Raw genomic sequence first — 26578 nt, 5'->3', positions numbered from 1 at the left:
CGGGCGGCGGCACGAACGGTCAGGGCTCGGAACGGGACCGGTTCCGCCGCTGCCCGGGCGATCGCGTCTCAGCGCGCCGTCACGGTTGATTTCGCCCCATCCGCGGCCGGGTCGGCGGAAGATTCGGGAGCGCCGGGGACGGACAGCGTCGCGCCGCGCAGCAGAACCGCCCAGTACCCCACCAGAATCGCGAAGTAGATCGACTGTGTCAGCGCGACGGTCACGCTGCTCGGCGGCGTCTCGGTGCTCAGGGACAGCGGGATGGCCGCGATCGCGAGCGCGGCGGCGGCGATCGCGCCGCGGCCCACCACGATCAGCACGAGCACGCCCGGCCACAACAGCATCAGATAGTTGTGCCACGCGATGGGGGAGAACAGCAGACCCGCGGCGAGCACCGCCCACGGAGCTGTCCCGCCCGGATCGATGCGGTCCCGGTGCCGGCCGCACCACCAGAGTGTGCCGGTCAGCACGGCGAGTCCCAGGGCCGTGCCGATCCCGGCGGGCAGGCCGAACCGCACCGCGAGCCCCGGCAGCGAGGCGTTGTCCACCCAGCCGGATACCGGCTCGGAGAAGGCGATGCGCAGCCACGCGAGCGCGCTCGACGGTCCGGCCGCCAGCACACCGAGCACAGACGCGACCGCCGCGGCGGCGATCCCGGCCCGGAACGGCGCCCACCGTCGTTGCACGGCCGCGAGCAGCAGCAGCGGGGCGAGTGAGGGTTTGAGCGCGACCGTGACCCCGTACAGGACGGCCGCGAGCACCGGCATACCGCGCCGCTGCGCGATCCACCCGGCTACGAGCCCTGCCAGCAACAGCGGATAGATCTGCCCGAGCAACAGGGTTCCGTACAGCGGCGAGGAGGCGAGCACGGCCGCCAGGATCGCCATCGTGACGACGGGCCGCAGGCGTAGTTCCCGGCATACCGCCAGCACCGCGCCCAAAACCATGAACAGCGTCAGCATGATGAATACGCGGTAGGCCGTGACCACGTCCAGCGCGGCGAACGGCATGAGCAGCACCGAGGCGAGCGGCGGATTGAGGTTGCGCAGCTCGGCCTGCGTGTCGTAGATGTCGCTGTGTCCGAGCGCGGCGGCCGAGTGCCAGAAGGTGTCGAAGTCGACGTGCACCTCACGTGTGTCGGCTGACAACAGCGGCGCGACAACCGCTTCGAGGTCGAGCACGCGCAGCACGGTGACGCCGAGCGCGATGATCAGCAGCGGGCACACCGTGACCCAACCGACGGCGGCGATCCGACTCGACCGCGTTTCTCCCCATGACACGGGTGCGAACGTTATCGGTCCCGCGACGATGACGCCGAATCGAAGCATCGGCCGGCTCTTGTTCCGGCGGGTGGATTGCGCTCCGCGCGGACGGGGTTCGGTAGCCCGTGCCGGACTCGCACGTGTAGTTCCGCCGTGGCCGGGTATCGCATCGACAGCGGGCGTCGTGCGGCTCGGCCGGGTGGCGGCTCCGGTTCCTGCCCGTAGGTCACCGGTGCATTCGCCGATGGACCCGGATCGCGGACCACAGCGATCGCCCCCGGGCGGGTCGGTATGCGGCCGCGGCTGTTTCGGCGTTGGCGGGCCGCGCGGTTCAGTTGCCGTCCGCTGTCGGGGTATGAGTCGACAGCTGGGTGGTGCGGTCGGTCGCGTCGTCCGCGCCCGCTACGGCCGGAGGCCCGCTTCGGGTCAGATGCGGGGGAGTTGGGCGGGTTGGGGGGCTGTGCCGGAGGCGTAGGCGGTTTCCCAGGCCATCACGTTGGCCACGTAGGCCATGGAGTTGTTGTATCGCAGGATCGCGCGGGTCTGCTGGCCCGCGTCGCGCATGTTCAGGCCGCCGGCACAGAGGTATTTGCCCGCGGTCAGGGTGGCGTCGAAGATGTTCTGCGGGTCGGCGATTCCGTCGCCGTTGCCGTCGGCCGCGTAGCGGGTCCAGGTCTCGGGGAGGAACTGCATCGAGCCCACGGCGCGGTCGTAGCCGGAAATACCGTCCAGCACACCGTTGTCGGTGTCGTGGATGACATTGTTGCCCGCCAGGCTGCCGTCCAGGACGGGGCCGTAGACCGGGTCGAGGTTGTTGCCGTTCGCGTCGACCTTGCCGCCGAACGAGTGCGTGGACTCCACGCGGCCGATGCCCGCGAGCATCTGCCACGGCATGCCGCAGACCGGATTGTCGGCCGCCAGAATGCGTTCCGCGTTCTTGTAGGCGTCCACCGAGATGCCGGGGATGCCCAGCGGTCCGGCGGGCAGGGCGGCGGGCACGCGCCCGTCGGGCTGCGCGACCGTCTTCACGATCGGCGGGGGCGGGGGGAGAACCTGTTTGGCCTCGCGATGCAGAGGCTGTGCGACCGCGGCCGGCAGGGCCGCCTCGGGTCTCGATAGCTCCTGGCCCGCGGCGACCGACAGCTTCTGTTGCTGAACGGTCGCGGTGAGTTTGTCGGTGAGCGATCCATCTGCTGCGCCGGTGACTGTCGCGATTCCTGCGGGCAGCAGGCCGGTGAAGGCCAGTACCGATCCGCGCCGCATCGTCGGGACCGGGGGCTTGCGGTGACGTCCCACTGTGTGGTGACCCTCCATTACCGTCGGGAAGAGACCGGGGGTGGTGACGCCACGCTACCGCATTCGAGACCTTTTCGTTACTACTCCGTGACCATCTGAAATTATTGCGCAGATCAGCCGGTCGAAGACCGGATTTCCGGCCCGCGCGGCGCGTCGTGCGCCGCGCGGCAGGGAAAATTACGGTGCGGGCGCGGGGGCCGGCAGCGGAATCGTGATGCCGAACGGGAGGGTGATGCCGGGCGCGGCGGGAGCGGGCTCCACCGGTGCGGCGGGAACCTCGGCGGGCGCGGCGACGCCCGGCTCCGGGGTCTTCTCCGGGGCCTGCGCCTGCGGGGCGACGGGTTGCTGACCCTGCTCCTGCGGCTTCTCCTCGGTGGCGGCCTGGCACGACACGGTCGCCTGTTCGGGCGGCAGCGCCCGGCCGTCCGGCCCGTAGGTCACGTTCGCCTGACCCGGCTGCGCGCCGTCCTCGGGCTTGGCGTCCACCGGCAGCGCGTCCGGCCGCACCGGAACCTCGGCTTCCACACAGGTTTCCGGGGCCGGGGCGGGTGCGGGGCAGAAGATGCCGCAGGGGATCGGCGGCAGGCCCGGGATGGTGATCATCACCTGGGTCGCCGGGGCCTGCGTGGTGCCGACCGGCTTCTCTTCGGTGGTCGTGGTGGGCAGCGTCGAGGACGCCAGCGACATGTCCGGCGCGCTCTGCAGCGAGCCCGGCGGGACCAGGGTCGAGGAGATCTCCACCGGCGCGGGCGCGCCGCCGGTCTTGTAGGCGTTCGACCAGCTCAGCACGCTCGCCGCGTACGACATCGAATTGTTGTAGCGCAGTACGGCTTTGAGCTGCTGCTGCGGATCGCGCAGGTCCAGCCCGCCCGAGCACAGGTACTTGCCCGCGGCCAGCGCGGAGTCGAACACGTTGTGCGGGTCCGAGACTCCGTCGCCGTTGCCGTCGGCGGCGTACTGCGACCACGTGCCCGGCAGGAACTGCATGGGGCCCAGGGCGCGCACGTAACCGCCGTCCGCGGCCTTGATGACCTCGTTGCCCGGCAGCGTGCCGTCCAGGGCGGGGCCGTAGATGGGTTGCACGGTGGTGCCCGCGGCGTCGGTGCGCCCGCTGCTGGCGTGCCCGGACTCGATGCGGCCGATGCCGGCCAGCAGATTCCAGGGCAGACCGCAGCCGGGGGTGGAGGACTCCAGGGCCAGTTCCGCGTTGCGGTAGGCCGCGAGCACGATCTCGGGAATGCCGAGCGCGCCGGTGCCGCCGGGCAGGGCGATGTTCTGCAGTGGCACGTTGCCCAGCCGGGAACCGTCGGCGGGCGGGACCAGCGCGCTGAGTTTGCGCGGGGCTTCGGGGGCGGCCGGGACCAGGCCGACGAGCTGATCGGATGCGGGTTCGGCGCCCTCGGCGGGTCCGCTGTCGCTGGCCGCCGCCGCCAGGAGCGCTTCCGGGGCGGCCTGCGGGGCCGCCGGGGGATGCACGGTGACATTGGTGGCCGAACCGGCGGTGACCAGGCCTGCGATCAGCAGGGCAGACGCTGTCACCGGTGCAGATATTCTCTTCGCCACCACACAATCCCCTCGGTCGTGCGGCCGGGCCCTGTGATGACAGCCGCAGTGCGGTGGTGTCTGGGTCGGTCGCTCGGAACAACGTGATCCAGGTTACCCATCCGTAAGCTTGTTGTGTACTCCTTGTGCGGTCAGTCGCCATCTTTCTGTGCCAAATTTGCGACCCCGGGCCTCTTTCGATCGGTACCCTTCTTGGTTTTCCGTTCCGGGCCCACTTCGCCGTCGGTCGCCAGTTTCTCCAGCCTGAGCAGGGCTTCCTTCACATCGTCGAGCTCGCGGCGGACGTAGTCACGGGTCGTTACCTCGCCGACCGCCAGGCGCAGCGCGGCCAGTTCGCGGGCCAGGAATTCGGTGTCGGCTTTCGTCTGGGCTGCCCGCGTCCGGTCTTCCTCCAGGGCGACCCGGTCGCGGTTGTCCTGCCGGTTCTGGGCCAGCAGGATCAGCGGCGCGGCGTAGGCGGCCTGGGTGGAGAACGCCAGATTCAACAGGATGAAGGGATAGGGATCCCAGCGCAGCCGAACGGCGAAGACGTTCAGCAGAATCCAGATGATGACGATCGCGCTCTGGATGACCAGGTAGCGGCCGGTGCCGAGGAATCGCGCGACGCGTTCGCTCGAACGCGCCAAAGCCTCAGCGTCCCAATCGAATCCGCGGAATCTGCTCTCGACCGGGGTACCCAGGCGCTCACGGGCGCTGAGTTTGTCGATTCGATCGGTCATGACCGCCCTCCGGTGCCGTCGATCAACGGCATGCCGTGCACGTCGTGATTGTCGTCCTGCTCGCGCCAGTCCTCGGGAAGCAGGTGATCGAGGACGTCGTCCACGGTCACCGCGCCGAGCAGATGGTTCTCCGCGTCCACGACCGGCCCGCATACCAGGTTATACGTCGCGAAATACCTGGTCACGGCTGTGAGCGGCGCGTCGGCCCGCAATTGCACGAGATCCGCGTCCAGGATGCCGCCCACCAGATTCGCCGGAGGTTCGCGCAGCAGTCGCTGAAAGTGCACGCAGCCCAGGTATCTACCGGTCGGGGTCGCGGTCGGCGGGCGCACCACGAAGGCCATCGTGGCCAGCGCCGGGGTGAGCTCGGGGTCGCGGATGCGGGCCAGGGCCTCGGCGACCGTGGTCGAGGGGGTGAGCACCACCGGTTCGGGGGTCATCAGACCGCCCGCGGTGTACGGCGCGTGCTCGAGCAGCCGGCGGACCGGCTCGGAATCCTCCGGATCCATCAGCGCCAGCAGCGATTCCGCCTCGCTCACCGGCAACTCGCCGAGCAGATCGGCCGCGTCGTCGGGGTCCATGGCCTCGAGCAGGTCGGCGGCGCGCTCCACGCCGAGCTGCTCGATCACCTCCACCTGATCTGTCTCGGGCAGTTCCTGCACCACGTCCGCGAGACGTTCGTCGTCGAAGGCCGAGGCGACCTCGATGCGGCGCTTGCGCGGCAGCTCACGCAGGAGATGCGCGACGTCTGCCGGGCGCATGCCCTCGAATTGCTCGAGCAGCTGGGTGACGTCCTGCCCGGGCAGATCGAGTTCTGTCTGAGTGAGTCCGCGCACCTGCGCCCAATCGACCACGTGCACCGCGCCGCGCCGCCCGAACCCGATGCTGAGCCGGCGGCGCTCGCGCACCGCGACCCGCGTCACCACCCAGTCCCGGGTCCGGGACTGCTCGATGCCCAGGTCGACCACCACCACCTCGATGTCGGCCAGCTGCGGCAGTTCCGGATCGGCGACGCGCACCGTGGAATCGAGCAGCTGCGCGATGGCGAGCACTTCGCCCGGGCGCAGTTCGAATCGCCGCACCGAGATGTTTCCCGTGGTCAGCGTGACCGACCCGGGATCAACCGCCTGCACGCGCAGCATCGGAACGAAAATCCGCTTCCGGGTGGGCAGTTCGACGAGGATGCCGAGCACCCGCGGCTGCTGCCGGTCGTACCGGATCGAGAGCACTATGTCGCGAATGCGACCGATAGACTCCCCGTCCGGTCCCAGCACCACCAAGCCCGCGAGCCGAGCGGCGAAAACTTTGGTCGCTGCCATGAGCACCAAGGCTAGTGCGTGCGGGCCGCCCGAAATGTCACGCCACGAGCGTGCCTTTCGCCACTGAACAAGGAGTGACCCATGACAGCGCGCCGTTCGGTGCTCGCCGTACCCGGCAGCAACCCCCGGATGATCGACAAGGCCAAGGGCCTGGACGCCGACGAGATCTTCCTCGATCTCGAGGACGCGGTGGCCCCCGCGGCCAAGGCACAGGCGCGGGAGAACATCGTCGCCGCGCTCAACGCCGACGGCTGGAACGGCCAGATTCGCGTTGTGCGCGTGAATGATTGGACCACCGAGCACACCTACGCCGATGTCATCGCGGTGGTCGGGGGCGCGGGCGCGCGGCTCGACGCCATCCTGCTGCCCAAGGTCACCGACGCCGGCCAGGTGCAGGCGCTGGATCTGCTGCTGACCCAGCTGGAGAAGGCGAACGGGCTGCCCGTCGGCCGGATCGGCATCGAACCGCAGATCGAGAACGCGCTCGGCCTGCGCAACATCGACGCCATCGCCACCGCGAGTCCCCGGGTGCAGACCCTGGTGTTCGGCCCCGCCGACTTCATGGCCTCGATCAATATGCGCACCCTGGTGGTGGGGGAACAGCCCGAGGGCTACACCCCCGGCGACGCCTACCACCACATCTACATGACCATTCTGCTCGCCGCGCGGGCACACGGACTCCAGGCCATCGACGGCCCCTACCTGGCCGTTCGCGACATCGACGGCTTCCGTCGCAACGCCGCGCGCACCGCGGCCCTCGGCTTCGACGGCAAATGGGTGCTGCACCCGGACCAGATCGCGGCGTGCAACGAGATCTTCAGCCCGCGCCAGGCCGACTACGACCGCGCCGAGGAGATTCTGGACGCCTACGCCTTCCATACCTCCGCCGCCGGCGGCGCTCGCGGCGCGGTCATGCTCGGCGACGAGATGATCGACGAGGCCAGCGCCAAGATGGCCCAGGTCATCGCCGAGAAAGGCCGCGCGGCGGGAATGATGCGCAGCACGCCCCCGGTGTGAAACTGGCGCTGCGCTACCACGGGTGACCCGGACGAATAGCATGATGGAGATATGACGAATCCCCTGGGGAACTCGAACCGGAACCGAGCGGGCCTGCCGACGCCTCCGTCGGGCTGGCCGGTCGCGTCGTACCCGACCTACGCCGAGGCACAGCGGGCGGTCGACTACCTGGCCGACAACCAGTTCCCGGTGGAGCACGTGACCATCGTGGGCGTCGACCTCATGCAGGTCGAGCGGGTGCTGTACCGCCTCACCTGGGGCAAAGTCATTGGCACCGGCGTGGTTTCGGGCGCGTGGCTGGGCCTGTTCGTCGGCCTGCTGCTGAGCCTGTTCAACAGTGGCGGCGCGATCATCATCGGCCTGATCGGCGGCATCATCTTCGGCGTGATCTCCACGACGATTCCCTATGCCGCCAGCCGCGGGCAGCGCGACTTCGCGTCGAGCATGCAGCTGGTGGCCGGGCGCTACGACGTGCTGTGCGATCCCAAGGCCGCCGAACAGGCGCGCGACATGCTCGCCAGGCTGGCGCTGTAACCGATGGACGTGATCGATACGGTCCGGGCCGGGGTGCTCGGGCATTTCGGCGTGCAGACCGCCGACGCGGCGTCGGTGACCTTCCTGGGCCTCGAGCCCATCGACATCCTGCGGATCCCGGACGCCGACCTGGTGCACTACGTGACCCTCGGCGGCTCCCGCCATCCGATGACCGACCCGAGCGCGGCCCTGGCCGATCCGGTGCGCGGGCCGCGCGCGGAACTGGCGCTGACCCTGCTCGGCAACGTCGGCGCGGGCTCCGGGCTGACCCGGGCGCTGGCGGTGCTGGTGGCCTCGCCGTCGGTGGAGGGCATCGTGCTGCAACCGGACGCCCTGCTCGATTTCGGCGAACCGCTGTGGGGCGGCGCGATTTTCACCGCGGTGCTGCTGGGCGAGGGCGAGATCCCGGACGTGCCGCTGCCCGAGCCCGCAGATCCGGTGCGGTTCCTGACCGCGACGCCCATCACCGCGACCGAGGCGGCCTGGGTGCGTATCCGGGGTGCGGCGGCGCTGCGCGACGCCTGGGCCGAAGCGAAAATCGATGTGCGCGACCCGGATCGGGGCTCGGCCAGCCTGTAGGCGCGGCCCGCCGTAGCCGGTGCGCGGGGCTCGGAGCCGGCCGGTGGGCGGGGATCAGAGCCAGTCGTTGCGGTGGAACAACCTGTACAGCCCGCCGCAGACCAGCAGCATGAGCCCGATGATCAGAGGATAGCCGTAGGTCCACTTCAGTTCCGGCATGTGCTCGAAGTTCATGCCGTACACGCCCGCGATCATGGTCGGCACGGCCGCCATGGCCGCGTACGCCGAGATCTTGCGCATATCGGTGTTCTGCTGCACGCTCACCTTCGCCAGTGCGGCGTTGATGAGGGCGCTGAGCGATTCGTTGAAGTCGGTGATCTGTTCCGCGGCCGCGGTGTGATGGTCCAGCACGTCGCGCATGTAGCGCCGAATCTCCACCGGCAGCGGCAGTTTCGGGTCGTGGGTGAGCAATTGCAGGGGCAGCGCGAGCGGTTTGACGGCGCGCCGCAATTCGACCACCTCGCGCTTGAGCTGATAGATCGCCTCGATGACGATGCGGCTCGCGGGGGTGAACACCGCCTCCTCCATCGCGTCGACGTCCTCCTCGATGGCGGCGGTCACCTCCACGTAGGAGTCCACGACGTGGTCCGCCACCGCGTGCAGCACCGCGCCGGGACCCAGCCCCAGCTGCTGCGGATCGGCCTCCAATTGCTTACGGACCCCGGCCAATCCGGTGTGGTCGCCATCGCGCACGGTGATCACGAAGTCGGGACCGGTGAAGATCATGATCTGGCCGGTGTCCACGATCTCGCTGACGGTGTTCAGCTCGTGCACGTGGTACTGCACGGTGCGCAGCACGAGCACCAGGATGTCGTCGTAGCGCTCGAGTTTGGGGCGCTGATGAGCGTGCACCGCGTCCTCGACCGCGAGCTGATGCAGGCCGAAGGCCCGCGCCACATCGAGCATGAGGGCGTGGCTCGGCTCCAGCAGACCCAGCCAGACGAAACCCGCGCCGCGCTCGCGCACCTCGGCCAGGGCCTGTTCGTAGGTGCACTGGTCCAGCAGCCGCCGCCCGTCCACGTAGACCGCGCAGTCGACGACCACGTTCGCCCCGGATTCGCGGCCGGTGGATTTCGGCGGGTGATCGTCCGGCCGGTTCGAGCGGTGCAGGGACGGCAGCGGCGGGATCGACACGGTCGAAGTCTAGTTGTCACATGGACAACCGCCCGGCCACCGGCGTGCGCCACGCCCGCGCGGGCAAGATGGGGGTGTGCGCATCGATCTTCATACTCATTCCAACGCCTCGGACGGCACCGACACCCCGGCCGAGCTCATCGCCAACGCCGCGGCCGCCGGACTCGACGTGGTCGCCCTGACCGATCACGACACCACGTCCGGGTGGGCCGAGGCGGTCGCCGCGCTGCCGCCGGGCCTGACGCTGGTGCGAGGCATGGAGATGTCGTGCGTGGGTGACGGCGCGGACGGCTGGCCGGTGGCGGTGCACCTGCTGGCCTATCTGTTCGATCCGGCGGACGAGTGCTTCGCGCAGGAGCGCGAGCGGTTGCGGGCCGAGCGCATCGTGCGACTGCGGGCGATGGCCGAGCAGATGCGGGCCGACGGGTTGCCCGTGGACCCGGACGCGGTCATGGCCTCGGCGGGCCCCTCGGCGGGCCGGCCGCATCTGGCCCGCGCGCTGGTCGAGGCGGGCGTGGTGCCGACGGTGGACGCGGCCTTCCAGGATCTGCTGGCCTCCGACGGCCGGTACTACGTGGAGAAGGCCGACACGCCGTTGCAGCGCGCGGTGGAGATGGTGGCCTCGGCGGGCGGGGTCAGCGTGATCGCGCACGCGCGGGCCCGCAAGCGCGGCCGGTTGCTGGCGCTGGACCACATTCGGGAGCTGAGCGAGCAGGGTCTGGGCGGTCTCGAACTCGACCATCCGGACCACTCTGCCGCCGACCGCGCCGTGCTGGCGGACCTCGCCGCGGAACTGGGTCTGCTGACCACCGGATCCTCGGATTACCACGGTCGCAACAAGACCATCCGGCTCGGTGAATTCACCACGGACCCAGAACAATTCGAGCGGCTCGTGGAGAAGGCGAGCGGGGTTCCGGTGATCACGGGATGAAGGTGCTGCGCGGGCTGAGCGGCATCGTCGCGGGCGGCACGGTGGTGCTGGCGGCGACCGTGGTCGGGGCGGAGATCATGGGTGCGCGGCGCGGTTTTCCGGGTCCGGGCGCGGCCGATGTCGCCTGGCATGTGGCCGCCGCGACCGCGGTGGTGGCCGCGCAAATTTATTCGGATAAGCGTTCGGGTTCGGCTGCCTTTTTCGGGTCCATGGTTGTTTTTCTACTTGCCGGATATCTCCTGTGGGCCCAGTGGTGGAATTGATACACGCATAACAGTTGCGAGTAAGTGAACTGTGGTCGAACATTTGTCGATATGACCGAATTCGACGCCGATGTGCTCGTGCTGGGCGGTGGCCCGGCCGGGGCTTGGGCCGCGCTCGCGGCGGCCGCCACCGGCGCTCGGGTAATGCTGGTCGACAAGGCGCACTGCGGAACCAGCGGGCCGACCGCGCACGCCGGCGCGACACTGTGGAATATCGCGCCGGGCCGCGCCCGGGACGAGGCGGTGGCGCAGAGTTTCGCGCACGGCGGCGGACTCGCCGATCCGGAGTGGATGTACCGGGTGCTGGACGAGACGCACCGGCGAGTCGGCCAATTGGTCGGCGGGGGTGCGCGCTCGGCGGGACAGCACCCCGGACTACCCAGCCGGATCCAGCTGGACGGCCCGGCCTACCTGGGCCGCATGCGGCGCAGCATGATCGTGGCCGGTGTGCGAATCCTGGACCACCACCCGGCATTACAGCTGCTCACCGACGGTGACGGGGTGGTGTCCGGCGCGGCGGGGGTGACCCTGCGCGGCGAGGCGCACCCCTGGACCGTACGGGCGCGCGCGGTGGTCCTGGCCACCGGCGGCTGCGCCTTCCTGTCCGGCGGCGCGGGTACCGACGTGGCCACCGGCGACGGCCTGCTGATGGGCGCCGAGGCCGGAGCCGAACTCTCGGGGATGGAATTCTCCAACGCGTATTCGCTGGTGCCGGCCGGTGATTCGCGCCGCGCCGGTGCGGCGCTCCGCGCGCCCGATCGGGTCATGAATCTGGCCACGCTGTACGACGAGTCCAGAGCCGTGCTGTGCGAGCACGGCTCGGAGTCGCGGGTGCGGGCGTTCACCGCCATCGCCGACGGTCGCCGGGTCTACGCCGCGCTCGACGAACTGCCCGAAGCGGTGCGCGGGCAACTGCGCGAACCAGGGGACGCGCGAGCGGCCGAGCACGTGCCGCTGCGCGCGGTCCTGGAGGGCACCGTGCGCGGCACCGGCGGCCTGCGGCTGGCCGGAGCCGATTGCGCCACTACGGTTCCCGGCCTCTACGCCGCGGGCGATGTGACCACCCGCGAACCCGTGACCGGCGCGGTCTCCGGATTCGGCGGGCAGAACGGGGCCTGGGCGATCTCCTCCGGGGTCTGGGCGGGCGGGGCCGCGGCCCGCTACGCGAGCACCCGCCGCCGCGCCGGCAAGACGCGCGCGGTGCCGGGCGCGGGGCTCGGCGCCAAGGCGCGCATCGATCCGCGCGCCGTCATCGGGCTCGTACAGGAGCACACCCTGCCGCTGCGCCGCAGCTACTGGCGCAGCGACGGGAGCCTGCGCGACAGCATCGGCGAACTGGACGGCATGTGGCCGGGCGTGGAGTTCGACCTCGGCGGCGCGGGCGCGCACCGGCTGCGGGCCAGACAGGCCGCGGCGCTGCTGGCGGTGGCGCGCTGGACCAAGTACAGCGCGCTCGCGCGCACCGAGACGCGCGGGATGCACCGCCGCACCGATCACCCCGGCGCGGGCAGTGATTGGCGCGTACGGTTGCTCTCGGGCGGGCTCGACACCGTCTGGGTGCGCCCGGAACGCACCGCCGCGCCGCGGTCGATGCGCGGGCCGGTGCCGCCGCTGATACTGCCCGACGACGCGCCGCTGCCGGACGCGGCCGGCAAGCACAGCAGAACCCGGTCCGCCCCGCTGTCGGACGGACCCGCGCTGGACGAGATCGAATTGCACTGAGCGGTGATCTCGCGAATTGCTCACAGGTGGCCCTGCCAATCCGGCATGACAGCTCACCGCCGCGGTCGTCGCCGCGTTGTGACAGTTCTCCACAGTCGCGGCCGGACGTGCGAGTTTCCCTTTACCTGGGGGTGATTCGGGTCGCCTACGCTTCGTTGATGGTGAACGCGCGCGATGGGCCGGGGGCCGATTTGGCGCGTCGTCGCAGCTACTGGCAGAATGTTGCGATCCCCGGTTGGAGCCGACCGCCCGGCCCGGGACACTCGGTGATCACGATCCGCTGACTCGCGGTTTCACCCACGATCACCCCGGCGACATCGCCCGGACCCACCCGTCCGGTTCCCGCTCGACGATCTGTGCCGCGACACGCTGCCTCGGCTTCGTGAACCGATACTCGTAATGCTTTGTGAGACTTACCCGATAGACCGGCGAAGTTTCGGCGAAGCGGTATCGGTGAAGCAGTGCGGCGCGCCCGATATAGAGCAAGAAACCTGAAATAGCTATTACCGAACGGTAACCGTCAAACGGTTGAGTCCGCACCGAGATGGAGTGAAATCGTGTCACCCGTGACTGAAGCAGTGAATGCCCCCGCGAGCAATGCGAACCTGGCCGACATCACCACGGAAGAGATTTTCGCGGGCCACCTGGGCGGCAAGCTGTCGGTCGAACTCACCGCGCCGCTGGAGACCCAGCGCGATCTCTCCATCGCCTACACCCCGGGTGTAGCGCAGGTGTGCCGCGGCATTCACGCGGACGAATCGCTCGCCAAGACCTACACCTGGGCCGAGCGCCTGGTCGTGGTCGTGTCCGACGGCACCGCCGTGCTGGGCCTGGGCGACATCGGCCCGCGCGCCTCGCTGCCGGTCATGGAGGGCAAGGCCGCGCTGTTCAAGAAGTTCGCCGGGCTGGACTCGATTCCGCTCGTGCTGGACACCAAGGACGTCGACAAGATCGTCGAGACGCTGATCCTGCTGCGCCCGAGCTTCGGCGCGGTCAACCTCGAGGACATCTCGGCGCCGCGCTGCTTCGAGATCGAGAAGCGCGTCATCGAGGCCCTGGACTGCCCGGTCATGCACGACGACCAGCACGGCACCGCCATCGTGGTGCTGGCCGCGCTCAAGGGCGCCGCCGCCGTGCAGGGCCGCGACATGTCCGAGATGAAGGTCGTGGTCTCGGGTGCGGGCGCCGCCGGCGTGGCGTGCACCGACATCCTGCTGGCCGCGGGCGTCAAGGACGCGATCGTGCTCGACTCCAAGGGCATCGTCAGCCGTGACCGCGGTGACCTCAACGACGTGAAGCTGGATCTGGCCCGGCGCACCAACCCGCGCGACATCACCGGCGGCCCGGCCGAGGCCCTCGCCGGCGCGGACGTGTTCCTGGGTCTGTCGGCGGGCACCGTCGCCGAGGAGCTCATCGCCTCGATGGCGCCCGAGTCCATCGTGTTCGCCATGTCGAACCCGGATCCGGAGATCCACCCCGACGTGGCCGCCAAGTACGCCGCGATCGTGGCCACCGGCCGTTCGGACTTCCCGAACCAGATCAACAACGTGCTCGCCTTCCCCGGCGTGTTCAAGGGCGCGCTGGATGTCGGCGCGCGCCGCATCACCGAGGGCATGAAGGTCGCCGCGGCCGACGCCATCTTCGCGGTGGTCAAGGACGAGCTGGCCGTTGACAAGATCATCCCCAGTCCGCTGGACCCGCGCGTGGCTCCGGCCGTCGCCGCGGCCGTGGGCGCGGCGGCGATCGCCGAGGGCGTCGCGTAGTCGCACTCCGCTCCAAACCCGGCCCCCGCACAGTTCCTGTGCGGGGGCCGGGTCAATTGAGGGGGAAATTCGACCCCTGCGCGGCAGAGGTGCCGCGGCAGAGATGCCTAGGCGACAACTGGTTTCGTGAGGTCGGGGTAACTCCCCGGGTACGCCCAGAATCGGCTCGGCACCCGCCCGCACCACGGATGCGGAACGGTCAACGGCTCTCGGTGGCCCGCTGAATTTCCGGGGAGGCGGTAACAGCGGCTACGAACTCGGCCAGCTGTTTGTCGGTGACGTTGCGGGCCAGGTCGGATTCGCAGATCATGCCGATCAGGCGTTTGCCGTTCTTCATGTCCACCACGGGCAGGCGTTTGATCTGGTTCTGTTCCATGATCTCGAGGATCTCGGAGACGTCGGTGTCGGCGTCGACCCAGCGCGGGGTGCCCATCGCCAGATCGCCGGCGCGGACGCGGGCGGGGTCGTGGCCCTCGGCGATACATCGGACCACGATGTCGCGGTCGGTGAGCATACCGATCATGCGCTCGTTGTTGCAGATGGGGAGCGCGCCGACGTCCATGTTGCGCATCAGCTGCGCGGCGCGGTCCAGGGTTTCGTCCGCCGGAATGCACTCCACGCTGTCGTGCATGATGTCGCGGGCTTTCATGGCTTTCACGCAAACCTCCTGTGGGGTGGATGGTGCTCTAGCCACTGCCCATCGTGTCCCGGATCACAGTCGAGGTCAATGCGATCTTTGCCAAGGGGTAGCTGTACCTGCTACTCCGGCCGCGTGACGCCGGTGTCGATGGGGTGCGTGACGGTGTCGAGCGGGCGCGCGCCGCCCGTCCGGCGCAGGCGGCCCGAGCCCGGGGCCGCGGCCCACACCGCCGCCGCCAGCAGCGCGTCCAGGATCAGGGCCAGGGCCGCGACCAGGATCGCGCCCACCAGGACGCGGTCGTAGCGGTAGAGGCCGATGCCGTCGAAGATGTAGCGGCCCAGCCCGCCCAGGTTGACGTAGGCGGCGATGGTCGCGGTCGCGACCACCTGCAGCGTGGCCGCGCGCAGCCCGGTGAGCAGCACCGGCAGGGCATTGGGCAGTTCCACGCGGAACAACACCTGGCGTTCGGTCATACCCATGGCCCGCGAGGCGTCCACGACCGTGGCGTCCACGTTCGCGATCCCGGCGTACGCGCCCGCCAGCAGCGGCGGAATGCCGACGGTGAGCAGGGCCAGGATCGGCGGCACCAGACCCAGGCCCATTCCCAGCACCGCGAAGGTGAGCAGACCCAGCGTCGGCAGTGCGCGCATGGCGTTGGCGAAGCCGACGATCAGCGCCGAACCCCGCCGGGTGTGCCCGATGGCCAGGCCCAGCGGCACCGCGATCAGCGCCGACAGGCCGACGGCCAGAAAGCTGTACCAGAGATGCTGCAGCACACGGGCGCCGATCCCGGTCGGCCCGGACCAGTTCGCGCCGTCGGTGAGAAACGCCCAGGCGTCGACGAAAAGACTCATGCCGCACGCCCTTTCGCCGGTCGCGCGCCGCCGCCGGCGCGCAGCCACGGGGTCGCGAGCCGGCCGAGCAGGAACAGCGCGCGATCCACCGCCAGCGCCAGGACCAGCACCACGATGATGCCCGCCACGATCTCGTCCGGGTAGTCGCGCTGATAGCCCTGGGTGAACAGCTTGCCCAGGCCGCCGACGCCGATGAGCGCGCCGACGGTCACCATCGAGATGTTGGTGACGGCCACGACCCGCAGGTTGGCGACGAAAACCGGTAGGGCGAGCGGGAAGTCGACGGTGAGCACGCGCCGCACCCGGGTGTAGCCGATGGCGTCGGCGGCGTCGAGCACCGCGGCGGGCACCGAGTCCAGTGCGGCGGGCACCGCGGTCACCAGCAGCGCGACCGAGTAGATGGTCAGGGCGATGACCACATTGAGCGGATCGATGACGGCGATGCCCAGCAGCGGGGGAATGATGACGAACAGGGCCAGCGAGGGAATCGTGTAGGCGATGCTCGCGGCCACCGTGGTGACGCGCCGCGGCCATCGGGTGCGGTGCACCAGCGCGCCCACCGGCACCGCGACGGCCAGCGCGATCGCCAGCGGCAGCAGCGCCAGATACAGGTGGGTGCGCGTGAATCCGGCGATCTCCGCGAAGTTGTCGAGGAGGTAGTTCACCGCTGCTCCCGCGCGAAGAACGCGCGATTGCGTTCGGCGTCCTCGTCCGCGCGCTGGCGGCTGAGTTGCTCGAGCACGTCCGCGGCGCGGATGCCGCCCACCGCGGCGCCCGAATCATCCACCGCCACACCGATTTCCGACGGCGAGGAGATGGCGCTGTCCAGGGCCTGGCGCAGATCGCCGCCGGGCGGGAAGAGCGAGCCGCCCGCGGAGACGCAGTCGGTCAGCGCGCGCCCGGCCCGCACCCCTTCCACCCCGGTGGTGTCGATCCAGCCGATGGGATGCCGCGCGGCGTCGACCACGAGCCGCCATTCGTTCTTCTCCAGGCGTGCATCGGGCACGGTCTCGGGGGTCAGCGTCGTCAGTTCCACCGGCGTGACCCCGGCCGCGCTGCGGAAGGAGAGTTCGCGGTAGCCGCGGTCGCGGCCGACGAAGCCCGCGACGAAATCCGTTGCGGGCTGCGAGAGTACGCGCTGGGGCCGGTCGTACTGCTGGAGCCGGCCGCCGGGACCGAACACCGCGATGCGATCGCCGAGCTTGATGGCCTCGTCGATGTCGTGCGTGACGAAGACGATGGTCTTGTGCAGTTCGGCCTGCAACCGCCGCATCTCGGCCTGGAGTTCGGCGCGCACCACCGGGTCCACGGCGCTGAACGGTTCGTCCATGAGCAGGATGGGCGGGTCGGCGGCCAGCGCCCGCGCGACCCCGACGCGCTGCTGCTGACCGCCCGAGAGCTGGGCCGGATAGCGCTGGGCCAGTGCGCGATCGAGCCCGACCCGGTCGAGCAGGTCGAGCGCGTTCGCGCGGGCCGTCCGCCGGGTCGCGCCGCGCAGCACCGGCACGGTGGCCACGTTGTCGACCACGGTGCGATGCGGTAGCAGGCCCCCGCTCTGGATGACGTAGCCGATGCCCAGCCGCAGCCGCACCGCATTCTGTGTCGAAATATCCTGCCCGCCGATGGTGATGACACCGGTGGTGGGCGTGATCATGCGGTTGATCATCCGCATGGAGGTGGTCTTGCCGCAGCCCGACGGGCCGACGAACACGGTGAACGAGCCCGATTCGATGCGCAGGCCGAGATCGTGAACGGCGGTGGTGCCGTCCGGATAGGTCTTGCTGACGCCGCTGAATTCGATGTCGGACACCGTGTTTCCCTACTGCTTGATTCTCGCTACGCGACCGGCTTGTCGAGCCCCTGCGCGACGATCCACGCCTTGGCCGCGGCGGCGGGCTCGGTCTTGGCATCCCCGGAGACCGCGGTGTTCAGCGAAATCAGTTCGGCGGTGGTCAATTTGGTGGAGACAGCGTTGAGCACCGCGATCATCTTGTCGCTCTTCTTCGCGGTGTTGAACAGCGGCACCACGTTCTGTGCCGCGAAGTTGTGCAGCGGATCGGCGAGCACCACCAGGTTGTTGGCGACGATGGCGGGTGAGGTGGTGAAGATGTCGGCCGCGGTGACCTGGCCCTCGACCAGGGCGCGCACGGTGGCCGGACCGCCGCCGTCGGCGATGGGCACGAAGTTGGCGGGCGCGATGTCGAGGTTGTAGAACTTCTTCAGTCCGGGCAGACCGCCCGGGCGCTCGGCGAATTCGGCCGGTGCGGCGAACTTCACCTCGGCCGAATGCGCGGCCAGATCGGCGATGCTGCGCAGATTCCAGCGCTGCGCGGTGGCCGCGGTGACCACCACGGCGTCGGAATCCTCGGCGGGAGCGGGCTTGCCGATGCCGAGTTCGGTGCCCAGCTCGGTGATCAGCGCGGAGTTCACGTCGACGGCCGCGGTCGCGGTGGCGTCCTTGTTCAGGTACTGCAGCAGGTTGCCGGTGTAATCGGGCACCAGATCGATGGCGCACTGGCGCACGGCCGGGACGTACGCTTCGCGGCTGCCGATGTTCAGCTTCGTGTCGATGGTGAAACCGTTGGCGCGCAACGCTTCCGCGTACACATTGGCCACGGTCTCGGATTCGGGGAAGTTGGCGGATCCGACCGTCAGCTGGTCCGTGCCGCCGCCGCAGTCGCCCGAGGCGCCGAGCGGATCGGAGTCGCCGCCGCAGGCCGAGGCCACCATCGCGGCCGCCAGGGCCACCGCCGCGGCGAGGATACGCAGAACGGTCCGAGCGTTTCGCCGGCCATTGGCCCGCGTGGTGAGTAGGGGGTGCACAGGCTTCCTTCCACCAAGTACTTCATCAAGAAAACAGACTCGACTGTTTATAGTGCCCGTTTACCCACGCGAACGCCGCCTACCCGGGGTCGGTTTTGAATTCGCCTGGCACGACACCGAATTTCGGAGTGTTGAGGCCCCGATCCCGTTTCCCGGAACCCGGGACGGCAGACTGTTGCGGGTGTTCGGCAGAACGGTTTACCTCACCCGGGCCCCGCGCGCCCGGCGGCGATCAGCGCGTGCGCCGCGTGTGATCCGGCGCGTGGCCGTGCTCGCGACGCTGGCGGTCCTGGCCGCGAGTTGCGGTTCCGATTCCGGCCCGGTGCTCACCGTCGGCGCGGGGGAGTCCACCCAATCGCAGGTGCTGGCCGCGGTGTACGCCGGGGCGCTGGCCCGCACCGGGGCGCGCACCGCCGTGCGGGACGGACTCGGCGATCGGGCGGCCGCGATCGCGGCGCTGGACGCGGACCGGGTCGTCGCGGTCGGCGAGGTGAACGGCGACCTGCTCACCGTTCTCGATTCCGGCTCCGCCGCACGCAAACCCGAGGCCGTCACCGCGGCGCTCAATGCCGCGCTGCCCGCGGGCCTGATCGTCGGCGACGCGGCCGACGGCACGGATCTGCGGCCGACGGTGGTCGCGGCGGCCACCCGCGTCGCCGAATTCCCGCCCACGCTAAAGGATCTCGGCCCGAGATGTGCCGGGCTGGCGGTGGGTGTCGCCACCGGGCCCGCGCTGGATCCCCAGCGCGCGCCGCTCGATCCGCACCGGGACGTGGTGGAGCCGCTGCGTGCGGTGTACGGCTGCGAACTCGCCGAGCCGGTGTCCTTCGCCGACCCCGCCGAGCTGCGAAAAGCGCTCGCCGAGGGGCGTATTCAGCTGGGTGTGCTGTCCGGCCCGCCGTCCTATCTGCCGGACGGCGGCGCGGATCTGGTCGCGCTGGCCGATCCGGACTACGCCTTCCGGGCCGCGATGGTGCTGCCGCTGTTGCGCAAGGGCGAGCTGAGCGAGATCCAGCTGCGCAAACTCAACTACGTCGGCGGTGAACTGACCACGGTCGACCTGGCCGACCTGATCCGCCAGGTGCGTGAGGACGGGGTGGCTCCGAACGAGGCGGCGCGGGCCTGGCTGGACGCGCACGCGCTGTAGACGAGCGGGTGGCGGCGAGCGCCGGACGCGTGCGGGCGGGGCGGCGAATCGAGTGCGCCGCGGTGCTCGGTCCGTTCAGTCCAGCAGCGCGGCCGCGAGCCGCGGGGTGAGCGCCAGCGACGGCAGCGATTCCACCAGCAGTTCGATGAGTTCGTCGCGGGGGATGGGTTCCTCGCGCAGCCAGATGAGGGTGGTCTCCTCCAGGAACGCGATCCAGCCGCGCACGGCCAGGGTGAGTCCGGGGAGTTCGGCGTCCTCGATCGGCAGCGGCGAGTTGGCGAGGATGCGCTCGACCTGCGCGCCGCGGTGCGCGTCGACCATGGCGATGAGTTCGGGGATGGCGCTGGCCGGGCCGCGCAGCAGGGCGCGGTACGAGGTGCGGTTCTCGCTGACGTAGTCGACGTAGCGCGTGATCGAGTCGCGCAGCATGTCGAGCATGTTCAGGTCCGGGTCGGGGGCGGTGCGGGCCAGCAGTTCGGCATTGGCGTGCGCCACCACGGCCAGGTAGAAGTCCTGTTTGGTGGGGAAGTAGTGAAAGAGCAGGGCCCGCGAGATCCCCGCCTGCTTGGCGATCTCGCTGACCGAGATGTCTTCCAGCTCCCGCTCGCGCAGCATGCGGGTGCCCAGTGTGATCAGCTGCCGGCGGCGTTCCTCGGGGCTGAGGCGTACGCGTTTGGCGGCGGAGGCCGGTCTGCTCACGCTTTGTCCTTCGGTCACCGGGAAAATCCTACTGAACGCGAGTCAACACTGTTGACTCGGACTCAATAAGACCCTACCCTCGTTTTCATGAGTCGCAAGGTTACAGACAAAGCTGTCGATAATCGGCCGGTCCGGCATTCGCACATCATCATCGTCGGCAGCGGGTTCTCGGGCCTGGGCATGGCGATCCGCCTGAGCCAGCAGGGCCAGCAGGATTACCTCGTGCTGGAGCGCGGCGATGACGTCGGCGGCACCTGGCGCGACAACACCTACCCGGGCGCGGCCTGCGACGTGCCCTCGCACCTGTACTCGTACTCCTTCGCGCTGAACCCGGAGTGGACGCGCTCGTTCTCCAAGCAGCCGGAGATCCAGAAGTACATTCAGGGCGTCGCCGACAAGTACGGCGTGCGCGACAAGCACATCTTCGGCTGCGACATGACCGGCGCGCAGTTCGACAACGCGACCGCTCGCTGGGAGATCCAGACCTCGCAGGGCGCGTTCACCGCCGACATCCTGATCTCCGCCGTCGGCGCGCTCTGCGAGCCGAACCTGCCGGATATCAAGGGCATCAACGAATTCCAGGGCGAGATCTTCCACTCCGCGCGCTGGAACCACGATTCGGACCTGACCGGAAAGCGCGTCGCGGTCATCGGCACCGGCGCCTCGGCCATCCAGATCGTGCCCGCGATCGCCAAGCAGGTCGCGCACCTGGACGTCTACCAGCGCACCGCGCCGTGGCTGCTGCCGCGCGGCGACCGCCCGTACCTGCTGCCCGAACGTCTTGCGTTCAAGTACATCCCGGGTGCGCAGGCGCTCTCGCGCGCGGCCATCTACGCGGTCCGCGAGAGCCAGGTCGTCGGCCTGGCCAAGTTCCCGCCCGCGATGAAGATCCTGGAGACCATCGCGCGCGCCAAGCTGCGTGTCGAGGTCCGCGATCCCGAGCTGCGCGCCAAGGTCACCCCGAACTTCCGTATCGGATGCAAGCGCATGCTCATCTCCAACGAGTACTACCCGGCGCTGGGTCGCGAGAACGTGGACCTGGTGACCGACGGCATCAAGGAGATTCGCGGCAACTCCGTCGTCACCAAGGACGGCGTCGAGCGCGAAGTGGACGCGATCATCGTGGCCACCGGCTTCCACGTCACCGATTCCCCGGCCTACGAGACCATCTCCGGTCGCGACGGCCGCACACTCGCGGAGGTTTTCGAAGAGGGCGGCCAGCAGGGCTACAAGGGCTCGGCCATCAACAACTTCCCCAACATGTTCTTCATGCTCGGCCCGAACGTGGGCCTGGGCCACACCTCGATGGTGTACATGATCGAATCGCAGATCAACTACATCTCCGACGCCGTGGCCACCATCGACCGGCTCGGCCTGCGCACCATCGAGGTGCGCAAGGATGCGCAGGATAAGTACAACGTCGAGTTGCAGGGCAAGCTCGAGGGCGCGGTGTGGAGCACCGGCGGCTGTGCCTCCTGGTACATGGACAAGCACGGCAACAACACCACGCTGTGGCCGGACTTCACCTTCCGCTTCCGTAGTCTGCTCGAGAAGTTCGACGTGTCCGCGTACGACACCGCCAAGACCGCCGCCCCGGCCTCCGTCTGATTCCCTACGGGCCCAAGCACAAACGAAAGTGGTAACCCCGTGAGCAATGATGCTTACTTCAAGGACAAAGTCTGTGTGATCACCGGCGCGGGCTCCGGCATCGGCCGCGCCCTGGCCGAGAACCTGGCTCGCCGGGGTGCGAAGCTCGCGCTCTCGGACATCGACACCGAGGGCCTCGCCGAAACGGTGCAGCGCTGCGAGCGGTACGGCGTCGACATCAAGTCCGATCGCCTGAACGTCGCCGAGCGTGAAGCGGTGCTGCTGTACGCCGACGAGGTCAACAAGCACTTCGGCAGGGTCAACCAGATCTACAACAACGCCGGCATCGCCCATCACGGCGACGTGGTCAGCACCGCGTTCAAGGACATCGAACGCATCATGGACGTCGACTTCTACGGAGTCGTCAACGGCACCAAGGCCTTCCTGCCGTACCTGATCGAGTCGGGCGCGGGCCACGTGGTGAACGTGTCCAGCCTCTTCGGCCTGATCGCGGTGCCGGGTCAGAGCGCCTACAACGCGGCCAAGTTCGCGGTGCGCGGCTTCACCGAGGCGCTGCGCCAGGAAATGATCATGAGCGGCAAGCCGGTCAAGGTCACCTGCGTGCACCCCGGCGGCATCAAGACCGCCGTGGCCCGCAACGCCACCGTCGCCGAGGGCCTGGACCAGAAGAACCTGGCCACGATGTTCGACAAGCAGCTCGCGCTGCACACCCCGGAAATGGCCGCGCAGGTCATCACCGAGGGCGTGGCCAAGGGGCACGGCCGCGTGCTGATCGGCTGGGAGGCCAAGCTTCTCGACCTGTTCGTGCGCAGCACCGGTTCGTACTACCAGCGCATCTCCGCGGTGGTGCAGAAGCGCTTCCTGCCCTAGGGAATTGGATATGTTGGACGTGAAACTGCCACTGCCCGTGGCGCGTGCGGTGCTGCGCCCGGTCTTCCGGGTCATGCTGAACGCCCGGCTGCCCTTCACCGTGCAGCGCAAGCTCATGGAGATCGGCGCGCCGGCGCAGCGCCCGCCGCGCGGCACCCACGTGGAGCGCGTCCGCCTCGGCGGGCGTCCGGCCGAACGGGTCACCGTCGGCCCGGTCAGCGATCAGGCCACCGTGCTCTACCTGCACGGCGGCGGCTACACGGTCGGCTCGCCCGTCACCCACCGCGCGCTGGCTGGCTACCTGGCTCGCGAAACGGGGTGCGCGGTCCACGTTCTGGATTACCGCCTGGCACCCGAACATCCGTTCCCGGCCGGACTCGACGATGCCGAGATGGCCTTCCTGGAACTGGTCGCCTCGGGGTACCGGCCCGAACGCATCGCGCTCGGCGGTGACTCGGCCGGCGGCGGGCTCTCGCTCGCGCTGGCGTTGCGGCTGCGGGACAAGCACGGCTACGTGCCCGCCGCGCTCGGGTTGATCGCGCCGTGGACCGACCCCAACGAGGTGCCAGGGCGGGACGAGGATCTGGTGCTGACCAAGCCGTGGTCGCGGTCGTGCGCCGACGCCTATCTCGGCGACGGCGACAGCCGGGACATCGGCTACGCGCCGCTGCTGGCCGAGCTGCACGGGCTGCCGCCGACCTACGTGCAGGCCGATCGCGACGAACTGCTGCACCCGCAGTGCGTGCGACTGGTCGGCAAACTCACCGCGGCGGGGGTGCGCACCGAGTTCTCCGAAACCGACGGCCTCTGGCACGTCGCGCAGTTGCAGGCGTCGCTGGTGGCCCCGGCCGCCGCGATCACGCTGGAACTCGGCGACTTCCTGCGCCAAGCGCTGCGCCCCGCGCCTACCAGGTCCATAGGATAGGCAGCAGAACGCGTGTGACCGCCCGGACCGGCGAACGAGAACATGTTCGGGCGGTCCGTGGGGTGTGACCTGGAAGCGTGGCGTAAATTACTCGCCAGTATTACTCAATGTGGAGGGCAGCGATGCGAGAGTTCGAAGTCCCGGCTACCTACACCATCCCGGAGACCGCCAATATGTCGGACGGCGCGTTCCGGCATGCGAAGGAAACGCCCGACCTGGTCGTTTTCAACACTCCGGATGGCAACGGCGGCTGGAACGATGTCACGGCGAAGGAGTTCGCCGCGACGGTGACGGGCGTGGCCAAGGGGCTCGTCGCCTCCGGCATCGAACTCGGTGACCGCGTCGCCATCATGGCGGCGACCAGCTACGACTGGGTCGTGCTGGACTTCGCCATCTGGGCGGCCGGCGGCTGCGGCGTGGCGATTTTCGACAGCTCCTCCGCCGAGCAGGTGCGCTGGATCCTCGAGGATTCGGCCACCAAGATCACCATCGTGCAGAACGACAAGCTGCGCGCCACCGTCGCCGAGGTCGAGGGCAGCCTGCCCGAGCTGCGCGAGGTGCTGGTGCTCGAGTCCGGCGTCATCGCCGAGCTCACCAAGCGCGGCGCGGAGCTGGACGACAGCGTCGTGCACGAGCGGCGCGCGCAGGTCAAGGCCGCCTCCCCGGCGACCCTGATCTACACCTCCGGCACCACCGGCAAGCCCAAGGGCGTCATGCTCTCGCATGCCAACCTGTACGCCGAATCGGCCGCGGACCGCTCCTCGATGAGCGAGTTCCTGCGCCCGGGCCGCAAGTCGCTGCTGTTCCTGCCGCTGGCCCACGTCTTCGCCCGCGCGGTGGCCCTGGCCGCCTTCGACGCCGGTGTCACCGTCGCGCACACCGCCGACTGGTCCACGCTGGTCGAGCAGTTCGGCAAGTACAAGCCGGACTTCATCCTCTCGGTGCCGCGCGTGTTCGAGAAGGTGTTCAACGGCGCGAAGCAGAAGGCGCACGACGGCGGCAAGGGCAAGATCTTCGACTACGCCACCGAGGTGGCCATCGCCTACAGCGAGTCGCTGCAGAACGGCGGCCCCGGCCTGGGTCTCAAGATCAAGCACGCGGTGCTGGACAAGCTGGTCTTCAGCAAGCTGCGCGAGGCCATGGGCGGGCAGTGCGAGTCCGCGGTCTCCGGCGGCGGTCCCCTGGGCGCGCGCCTGGGCCACTACTTCCGCGGCGCCGGCGTCACCATCTACGAGGGCTACGGCCTGACCGAGTCCACCGCGGCCGTCAGCGTCAACACCCCCAAGTTCATCAAGGTCGGCTCGGTCGGCCGCCCGCTGCCCGGCCACGGCGCGAAGGTCGCCGAGGACGGCGAGCTGCTCATCCGCGGCCCGGTGGTCTTCAGCGGCTACTGGAAGAACGAGCAGGCCACCGCCGACGCGTTCGACGGTGACGGCTGGTTCAAGACCGGCGACCTGGGCGCGATCGACGAGCAGGGCTTCATCTCGATCACCGGCCGCAAGAAGGAAATCCTGGTCACCGCGGGCGGCAAGAACGTCTCCCCGGCGATGCTCGAGGATTCCCTGCGCCAGCACCCGCTGATCAGCCAGGTCATGGTCGTCGGCGACGGTCAGCCCTTCATCGGCGCGCTGATCACCATCGATCAGGAGGCGCTGCCGGGCTGGAAGGAACGCAACGGGATCGCCGCCGACATCTCGATGGAAGAGCTGATCGAGAACGCCACCCTGAAGTCGGAGATCGACGCCGCGGTGGCCGCGACCAACAAGCTGGTCTCGCACGCCGAGGCGATCAAGAAGATCCGGATCCTGCCGGTCGACTGGACCCAGGAGGGCGGGGAGCTGACCCCGAAGATGTCCCTCAAGCGCAACGTGGTCATGAAGCAGTACGCGTCCGACGTGGACGCGATCTACTCCTAGACCCGGCACGTGAACGCAGCGCCGCCCGCGGAATTGTCCGCGGGCGGCGCTTTTTCGTAGCGGGATGCGATCCGGCGGCGGCAGCGCACGAGGGGCGCTGCGCGTGATCGCGCGCGGATAGCGCCGGCACGCGAGACAGCGCACCGCCGCGATCAGCGGGGCAGCGCAACACCGGGAACGCGGTAGCGCCCCACCGGGAACGTGAGGCAGTACAGCATCGGGAACGCCTGGTGATGCAGTGCTGAAGAACGCGGGGCCGGTGTATGACCGGGAGCGCGGGGTCGTGCAGCGCCGGGAAGGTGAGGCAGTGCAGCATCGGGAACGGCTGGTGATGCAGTGCTGAAGAACGCGGGGCTGGTGTATGACCGGGAGCGCGGGGGTGTGCAGCGCCGGGAACGTGAGGCAGTGCGCGTCGGCTACGTGCGGGGAGTCGCCGGACCTGATCGAGTTCGGCCCGGGCGATGAGAAACGGGCATCTCGGTCGTCCTAGTCTGTGGGTGGCGCGTTCGGCCACCCGAGGAACCGACCGAGGAGGCAACCATGACCGCTGTGAACCCGTATCTCGTCTTCAACGGCAACGCCGAGGAGGCGTTCGTCTTCTATCGGTCCGTGCTCGGCGGGGAGCTGCAGATCGCCCGATTCGGTGACATGGGCGGCACCGACGACTTCCCGGCCGAATTCCGCGACAAGATCGCGAATGTGACCCTGCCGCTGGGCGATTCCCTGCTCATGGGGTCCGACGTCCCGCCCGGGCAGACCGTGAACACCGCGAACCCGGGCTACTCGGTGAGCCTGGACGTGGACAGCGCCGCCGAGGCCGAGCGGGTGTTCACCGCCCTGTCCGCCGGCGGGGACGTGGCGATGCCCCTGGGCAAGACCGAATGGGCCGAGTCCTTCGGGATGGTCACCGACAAGTTCTCGGTGCCGTGGATGGTCAACTACGCCCCGCGCTGACGGCCGTCACCCCGCGCCCGTCACCGTTATGTCACCGATG

At 69.3% G+C, this 26578-nt stretch carries 25 protein-coding genes; 13 read left to right on the top strand and 12 right to left on the bottom strand.

Translation table 11 applies throughout. The annotated features are described in order from the left end of the window. Positions 1-68: 68 nt before the first annotated feature. The 5 genes from ACFVBH_RS15065 to ACFVBH_RS15045 all read right to left on the bottom strand — a co-directional run bounded on the left by ACFVBH_RS15065 (position 69) and on the right by ACFVBH_RS15045 (position 6159). On the bottom strand, positions 69-1280 hold the full coding sequence (locus ACFVBH_RS15065) for a glycosyltransferase family 87 protein (RefSeq protein ID WP_379002108.1): 1212 nt from the start codon (positions 1278-1280) through the stop codon (positions 69-71). Between the two features lie 408 nt (positions 1281-1688). Beyond that, positions 1689-2558 carry a lytic murein transglycosylase gene (locus ACFVBH_RS15060; protein ID WP_379002107.1) on the bottom strand — a complete coding sequence of 290 codons (870 nt, stop codon included), beginning with the start codon at positions 2556-2558 and terminating at the stop codon, positions 1689-1691. Positions 2559-2735: 177 nt separating this feature from the next. Continuing rightward, positions 2736-4097 (bottom strand): lytic murein transglycosylase, encoded by a 1362-nt coding sequence (locus tag ACFVBH_RS15055; RefSeq protein ID WP_354989532.1) that lies wholly within the window; start codon positions 4095-4097, stop codon positions 2736-2738. 155 nt (positions 4098-4252) lie between these two features. Then, a complete protein-coding gene (locus tag ACFVBH_RS15050; RefSeq protein ID WP_379002106.1) occupies positions 4253-4840 on the bottom strand; it encodes a DUF1003 domain-containing protein in 588 nt (195 codons plus the stop codon). Further along, the gene (locus ACFVBH_RS15045; protein WP_354989534.1) at positions 4837-6159 is read right to left on the bottom strand and encodes a magnesium transporter MgtE N-terminal domain-containing protein; all 1323 of its coding nucleotides are present in this window, start codon (positions 6157-6159) and stop codon (positions 4837-4839) included. The genes ACFVBH_RS15050 and ACFVBH_RS15045 overlap by 4 nt, the downstream gene beginning before the upstream one ends. Before the next feature lie 81 nt (positions 6160-6240). On the opposite strand from ACFVBH_RS15045, the gene ACFVBH_RS15040 reads away from it, so the two are divergent. From ACFVBH_RS15040 to ACFVBH_RS15030, 3 genes are read left to right on the top strand one after another with little or no spacing between them, the layout of a single operon-like run. Further along, positions 6241-7176 carry an HpcH/HpaI aldolase/citrate lyase family protein gene (locus ACFVBH_RS15040; protein ID WP_379002105.1) on the top strand — a complete coding sequence of 312 codons (936 nt, stop codon included), beginning with the start codon at positions 6241-6243 and terminating at the stop codon, positions 7174-7176. A 51-nt stretch (positions 7177-7227) separates the two neighbouring features. After that, a complete protein-coding gene (locus ACFVBH_RS15035; protein ID WP_354989536.1) occupies positions 7228-7710 on the top strand; it encodes a general stress protein in 483 nt (160 codons plus the stop codon). A gap of 3 nt (positions 7711-7713) precedes the next feature. Then, complete coding sequence (locus ACFVBH_RS15030; RefSeq protein ID WP_379002104.1) at positions 7714-8289, top strand: suppressor of fused domain protein; 576 nt, start codon at positions 7714-7716, stop codon at positions 8287-8289. 54 nt (positions 8290-8343) lie between these two features. On the opposite strand, the gene ACFVBH_RS15025 is transcribed toward ACFVBH_RS15030, so the two are convergent. After that, positions 8344-9417: a magnesium and cobalt transport protein CorA gene (locus ACFVBH_RS15025; RefSeq protein ID WP_379002793.1), complete on the bottom strand. Its 1074-nt coding sequence runs from the start codon at positions 9415-9417 to the stop codon at positions 8344-8346. A gap of 82 nt (positions 9418-9499) precedes the next feature. Here ACFVBH_RS15025 and ACFVBH_RS15020 point away from each other — a divergent pair, with 82 nt between their 5' ends. From ACFVBH_RS15020 to ACFVBH_RS15005, 4 genes are all read left to right on the top strand, one after another. Beyond that, positions 9500-10354 carry a PHP domain-containing protein gene (locus ACFVBH_RS15020; RefSeq protein WP_379002103.1) on the top strand — a complete coding sequence of 285 codons (855 nt, stop codon included), beginning with the start codon at positions 9500-9502 and terminating at the stop codon, positions 10352-10354. After that, a complete protein-coding gene (locus tag ACFVBH_RS15015) occupies positions 10351-10617 on the top strand; it encodes a hypothetical protein (RefSeq protein WP_379002102.1) in 267 nt (88 codons plus the stop codon). The genes ACFVBH_RS15020 and ACFVBH_RS15015 overlap by 4 nt, the downstream gene beginning before the upstream one ends. A gap of 51 nt (positions 10618-10668) precedes the next feature. Beyond that, positions 10669-12339 carry an FAD-binding protein gene (locus tag ACFVBH_RS15010; protein ID WP_354989540.1) on the top strand — a complete coding sequence of 557 codons (1671 nt, stop codon included), beginning with the start codon at positions 10669-10671 and terminating at the stop codon, positions 12337-12339. 557 nt (positions 12340-12896) lie between these two features. Next, positions 12897-14102, top strand: a complete 1206-nt coding sequence (locus ACFVBH_RS15005; RefSeq protein WP_354989541.1) for a malic enzyme-like NAD(P)-binding protein — start codon at positions 12897-12899, stop codon at positions 14100-14102. A 199-nt stretch (positions 14103-14301) separates the two neighbouring features. Here the strand turns inward: ACFVBH_RS15005 and ACFVBH_RS15000 are convergent, their stop codons facing one another. The 5 genes from ACFVBH_RS15000 to ACFVBH_RS14980 all read right to left on the bottom strand — a co-directional run bounded on the left by ACFVBH_RS15000 (position 14302) and on the right by ACFVBH_RS14980 (position 18326). After that, positions 14302-14751 carry a CBS domain-containing protein gene (locus ACFVBH_RS15000; protein WP_354988888.1) on the bottom strand — a complete coding sequence of 150 codons (450 nt, stop codon included), beginning with the start codon at positions 14749-14751 and terminating at the stop codon, positions 14302-14304. Between the two features lie 110 nt (positions 14752-14861). After that, positions 14862-15596, bottom strand: coding sequence for an ABC transporter permease (locus tag ACFVBH_RS14995; RefSeq protein WP_379002101.1), 735 nt, complete (start codon positions 15594-15596; stop codon positions 14862-14864). Continuing rightward, a complete protein-coding gene (locus ACFVBH_RS14990; protein ID WP_379002100.1) occupies positions 15593-16261 on the bottom strand; it encodes an ABC transporter permease in 669 nt (222 codons plus the stop codon). The genes ACFVBH_RS14995 and ACFVBH_RS14990 overlap by 4 nt, the downstream gene beginning before the upstream one ends. Next, positions 16258-17406: an ABC transporter ATP-binding protein gene (locus ACFVBH_RS14985; RefSeq protein WP_379002099.1), complete on the bottom strand. Its 1149-nt coding sequence runs from the start codon at positions 17404-17406 to the stop codon at positions 16258-16260. Before ACFVBH_RS14985 ends, ACFVBH_RS14990 begins: the two co-directional genes overlap by 4 nt. Positions 17407-17432: 26 nt before the next feature. Next, positions 17433-18326, bottom strand: a complete 894-nt coding sequence (locus ACFVBH_RS14980) for an ABC transporter substrate-binding protein (RefSeq protein WP_379002790.1) — start codon at positions 18324-18326, stop codon at positions 17433-17435. Between the two features lie 355 nt (positions 18327-18681). On the opposite strand from ACFVBH_RS14980, the gene ACFVBH_RS14975 reads away from it, so the two are divergent. Further along, positions 18682-19566 carry a glycine betaine ABC transporter substrate-binding protein gene (locus ACFVBH_RS14975; protein ID WP_379002098.1) on the top strand — a complete coding sequence of 295 codons (885 nt, stop codon included), beginning with the start codon at positions 18682-18684 and terminating at the stop codon, positions 19564-19566. Between the two features lie 75 nt (positions 19567-19641). On the opposite strand, the gene ACFVBH_RS14970 is transcribed toward ACFVBH_RS14975, so the two are convergent. Then, positions 19642-20283 carry a TetR/AcrR family transcriptional regulator gene (locus tag ACFVBH_RS14970; protein ID WP_354988859.1) on the bottom strand — a complete coding sequence of 214 codons (642 nt, stop codon included), beginning with the start codon at positions 20281-20283 and terminating at the stop codon, positions 19642-19644. A gap of 69 nt (positions 20284-20352) precedes the next feature. On the opposite strand from ACFVBH_RS14970, the gene ACFVBH_RS14965 reads away from it, so the two are divergent. The 5 genes from ACFVBH_RS14965 to ACFVBH_RS14945 all read left to right on the top strand — a co-directional run bounded on the left by ACFVBH_RS14965 (position 20353) and on the right by ACFVBH_RS14945 (position 26538). Then, positions 20353-21873: a flavin-containing monooxygenase gene (locus ACFVBH_RS14965; protein ID WP_379002097.1), complete on the top strand. Its 1521-nt coding sequence runs from the start codon at positions 20353-20355 to the stop codon at positions 21871-21873. Between the two features lie 39 nt (positions 21874-21912). Further along, complete coding sequence (locus ACFVBH_RS14960) at positions 21913-22743, top strand: SDR family NAD(P)-dependent oxidoreductase (RefSeq protein ID WP_354988861.1); 831 nt, start codon at positions 21913-21915, stop codon at positions 22741-22743. 10 nt (positions 22744-22753) lie between these two features. Then, positions 22754-23668, top strand: a complete 915-nt coding sequence (locus ACFVBH_RS14955) for an alpha/beta hydrolase (protein WP_379002096.1) — start codon at positions 22754-22756, stop codon at positions 23666-23668. 122 nt (positions 23669-23790) lie between these two features. Beyond that, entirely contained in the window at positions 23791-25584 is a 1794-nt protein-coding gene (locus ACFVBH_RS14950) for a long-chain fatty acid--CoA ligase (protein ID WP_354988863.1), read from the top strand. A gap of 540 nt (positions 25585-26124) precedes the next feature. Beyond that, positions 26125-26538, top strand: a complete 414-nt coding sequence (locus ACFVBH_RS14945; protein WP_354988864.1) for a VOC family protein — start codon at positions 26125-26127, stop codon at positions 26536-26538. The last annotated feature ends 40 nt before the right edge of the window (positions 26539-26578 follow it).

This window comes from Nocardia sp. NPDC057668 (assembly GCF_042799795.1).
GTDB lineage: Bacteria > Actinomycetota > Actinomycetes > Mycobacteriales > Mycobacteriaceae > Nocardia.
Note: the sequence above shows the minus strand (reverse complement) of the source record. Positions and strands in the feature narration are given on the sequence as shown.

Excerpts from the sequence above, each read along its gene's own strand:
- ACFVBH_RS15050 (WP_379002106.1), bottom strand. The coding sequence starts at position 4,840 with ATGACCGATCGAATCGACAAACTCAGCGCCCGTGAGCGCCTGGGTACC.
- ACFVBH_RS15045 (WP_354989534.1), bottom strand. The coding sequence starts at position 6,159 with ATGGCAGCGACCAAAGTTTTCGCCGCTCGGCTCGCGGGCTTGGTGGTG.
- ACFVBH_RS15040 (WP_379002105.1), top strand. The coding sequence starts at position 6,241 with ATGACAGCGCGCCGTTCGGTGCTCGCCGTACCCGGCAGCAACCCCCGG.
- ACFVBH_RS15035 (WP_354989536.1), top strand. The coding sequence starts at position 7,228 with ATGACGAATCCCCTGGGGAACTCGAACCGGAACCGAGCGGGCCTGCCG.
- ACFVBH_RS15030 (WP_379002104.1), top strand. The coding sequence starts at position 7,714 with ATGGACGTGATCGATACGGTCCGGGCCGGGGTGCTCGGGCATTTCGGC.
- ACFVBH_RS15015 (WP_379002102.1), top strand. The coding sequence starts at position 10,351 with ATGAAGGTGCTGCGCGGGCTGAGCGGCATCGTCGCGGGCGGCACGGTG.
- ACFVBH_RS15010 (WP_354989540.1), top strand. The coding sequence starts at position 10,669 with ATGACCGAATTCGACGCCGATGTGCTCGTGCTGGGCGGTGGCCCGGCC.
- ACFVBH_RS15000 (WP_354988888.1), bottom strand. The coding sequence starts at position 14,751 with ATGAAAGCCCGCGACATCATGCACGACAGCGTGGAGTGCATTCCGGCG.
- ACFVBH_RS14995 (WP_379002101.1), bottom strand. The coding sequence starts at position 15,596 with ATGAGTCTTTTCGTCGACGCCTGGGCGTTTCTCACCGACGGCGCGAAC.
- ACFVBH_RS14980 (WP_379002790.1), bottom strand. The coding sequence starts at position 18,326 with ATGGTGGCCTCGGCCTGCGGCGGCGACTCCGATCCGCTCGGCGCCTCG.
- ACFVBH_RS14965 (WP_379002097.1), top strand. The coding sequence starts at position 20,353 with ATGAGTCGCAAGGTTACAGACAAAGCTGTCGATAATCGGCCGGTCCGG.
- ACFVBH_RS14955 (WP_379002096.1), top strand. The coding sequence starts at position 22,754 with ATGTTGGACGTGAAACTGCCACTGCCCGTGGCGCGTGCGGTGCTGCGC.
- ACFVBH_RS14950 (WP_354988863.1), top strand. The coding sequence starts at position 23,791 with ATGCGAGAGTTCGAAGTCCCGGCTACCTACACCATCCCGGAGACCGCC.
- ACFVBH_RS14945 (WP_354988864.1), top strand. The coding sequence starts at position 26,125 with ATGACCGCTGTGAACCCGTATCTCGTCTTCAACGGCAACGCCGAGGAG.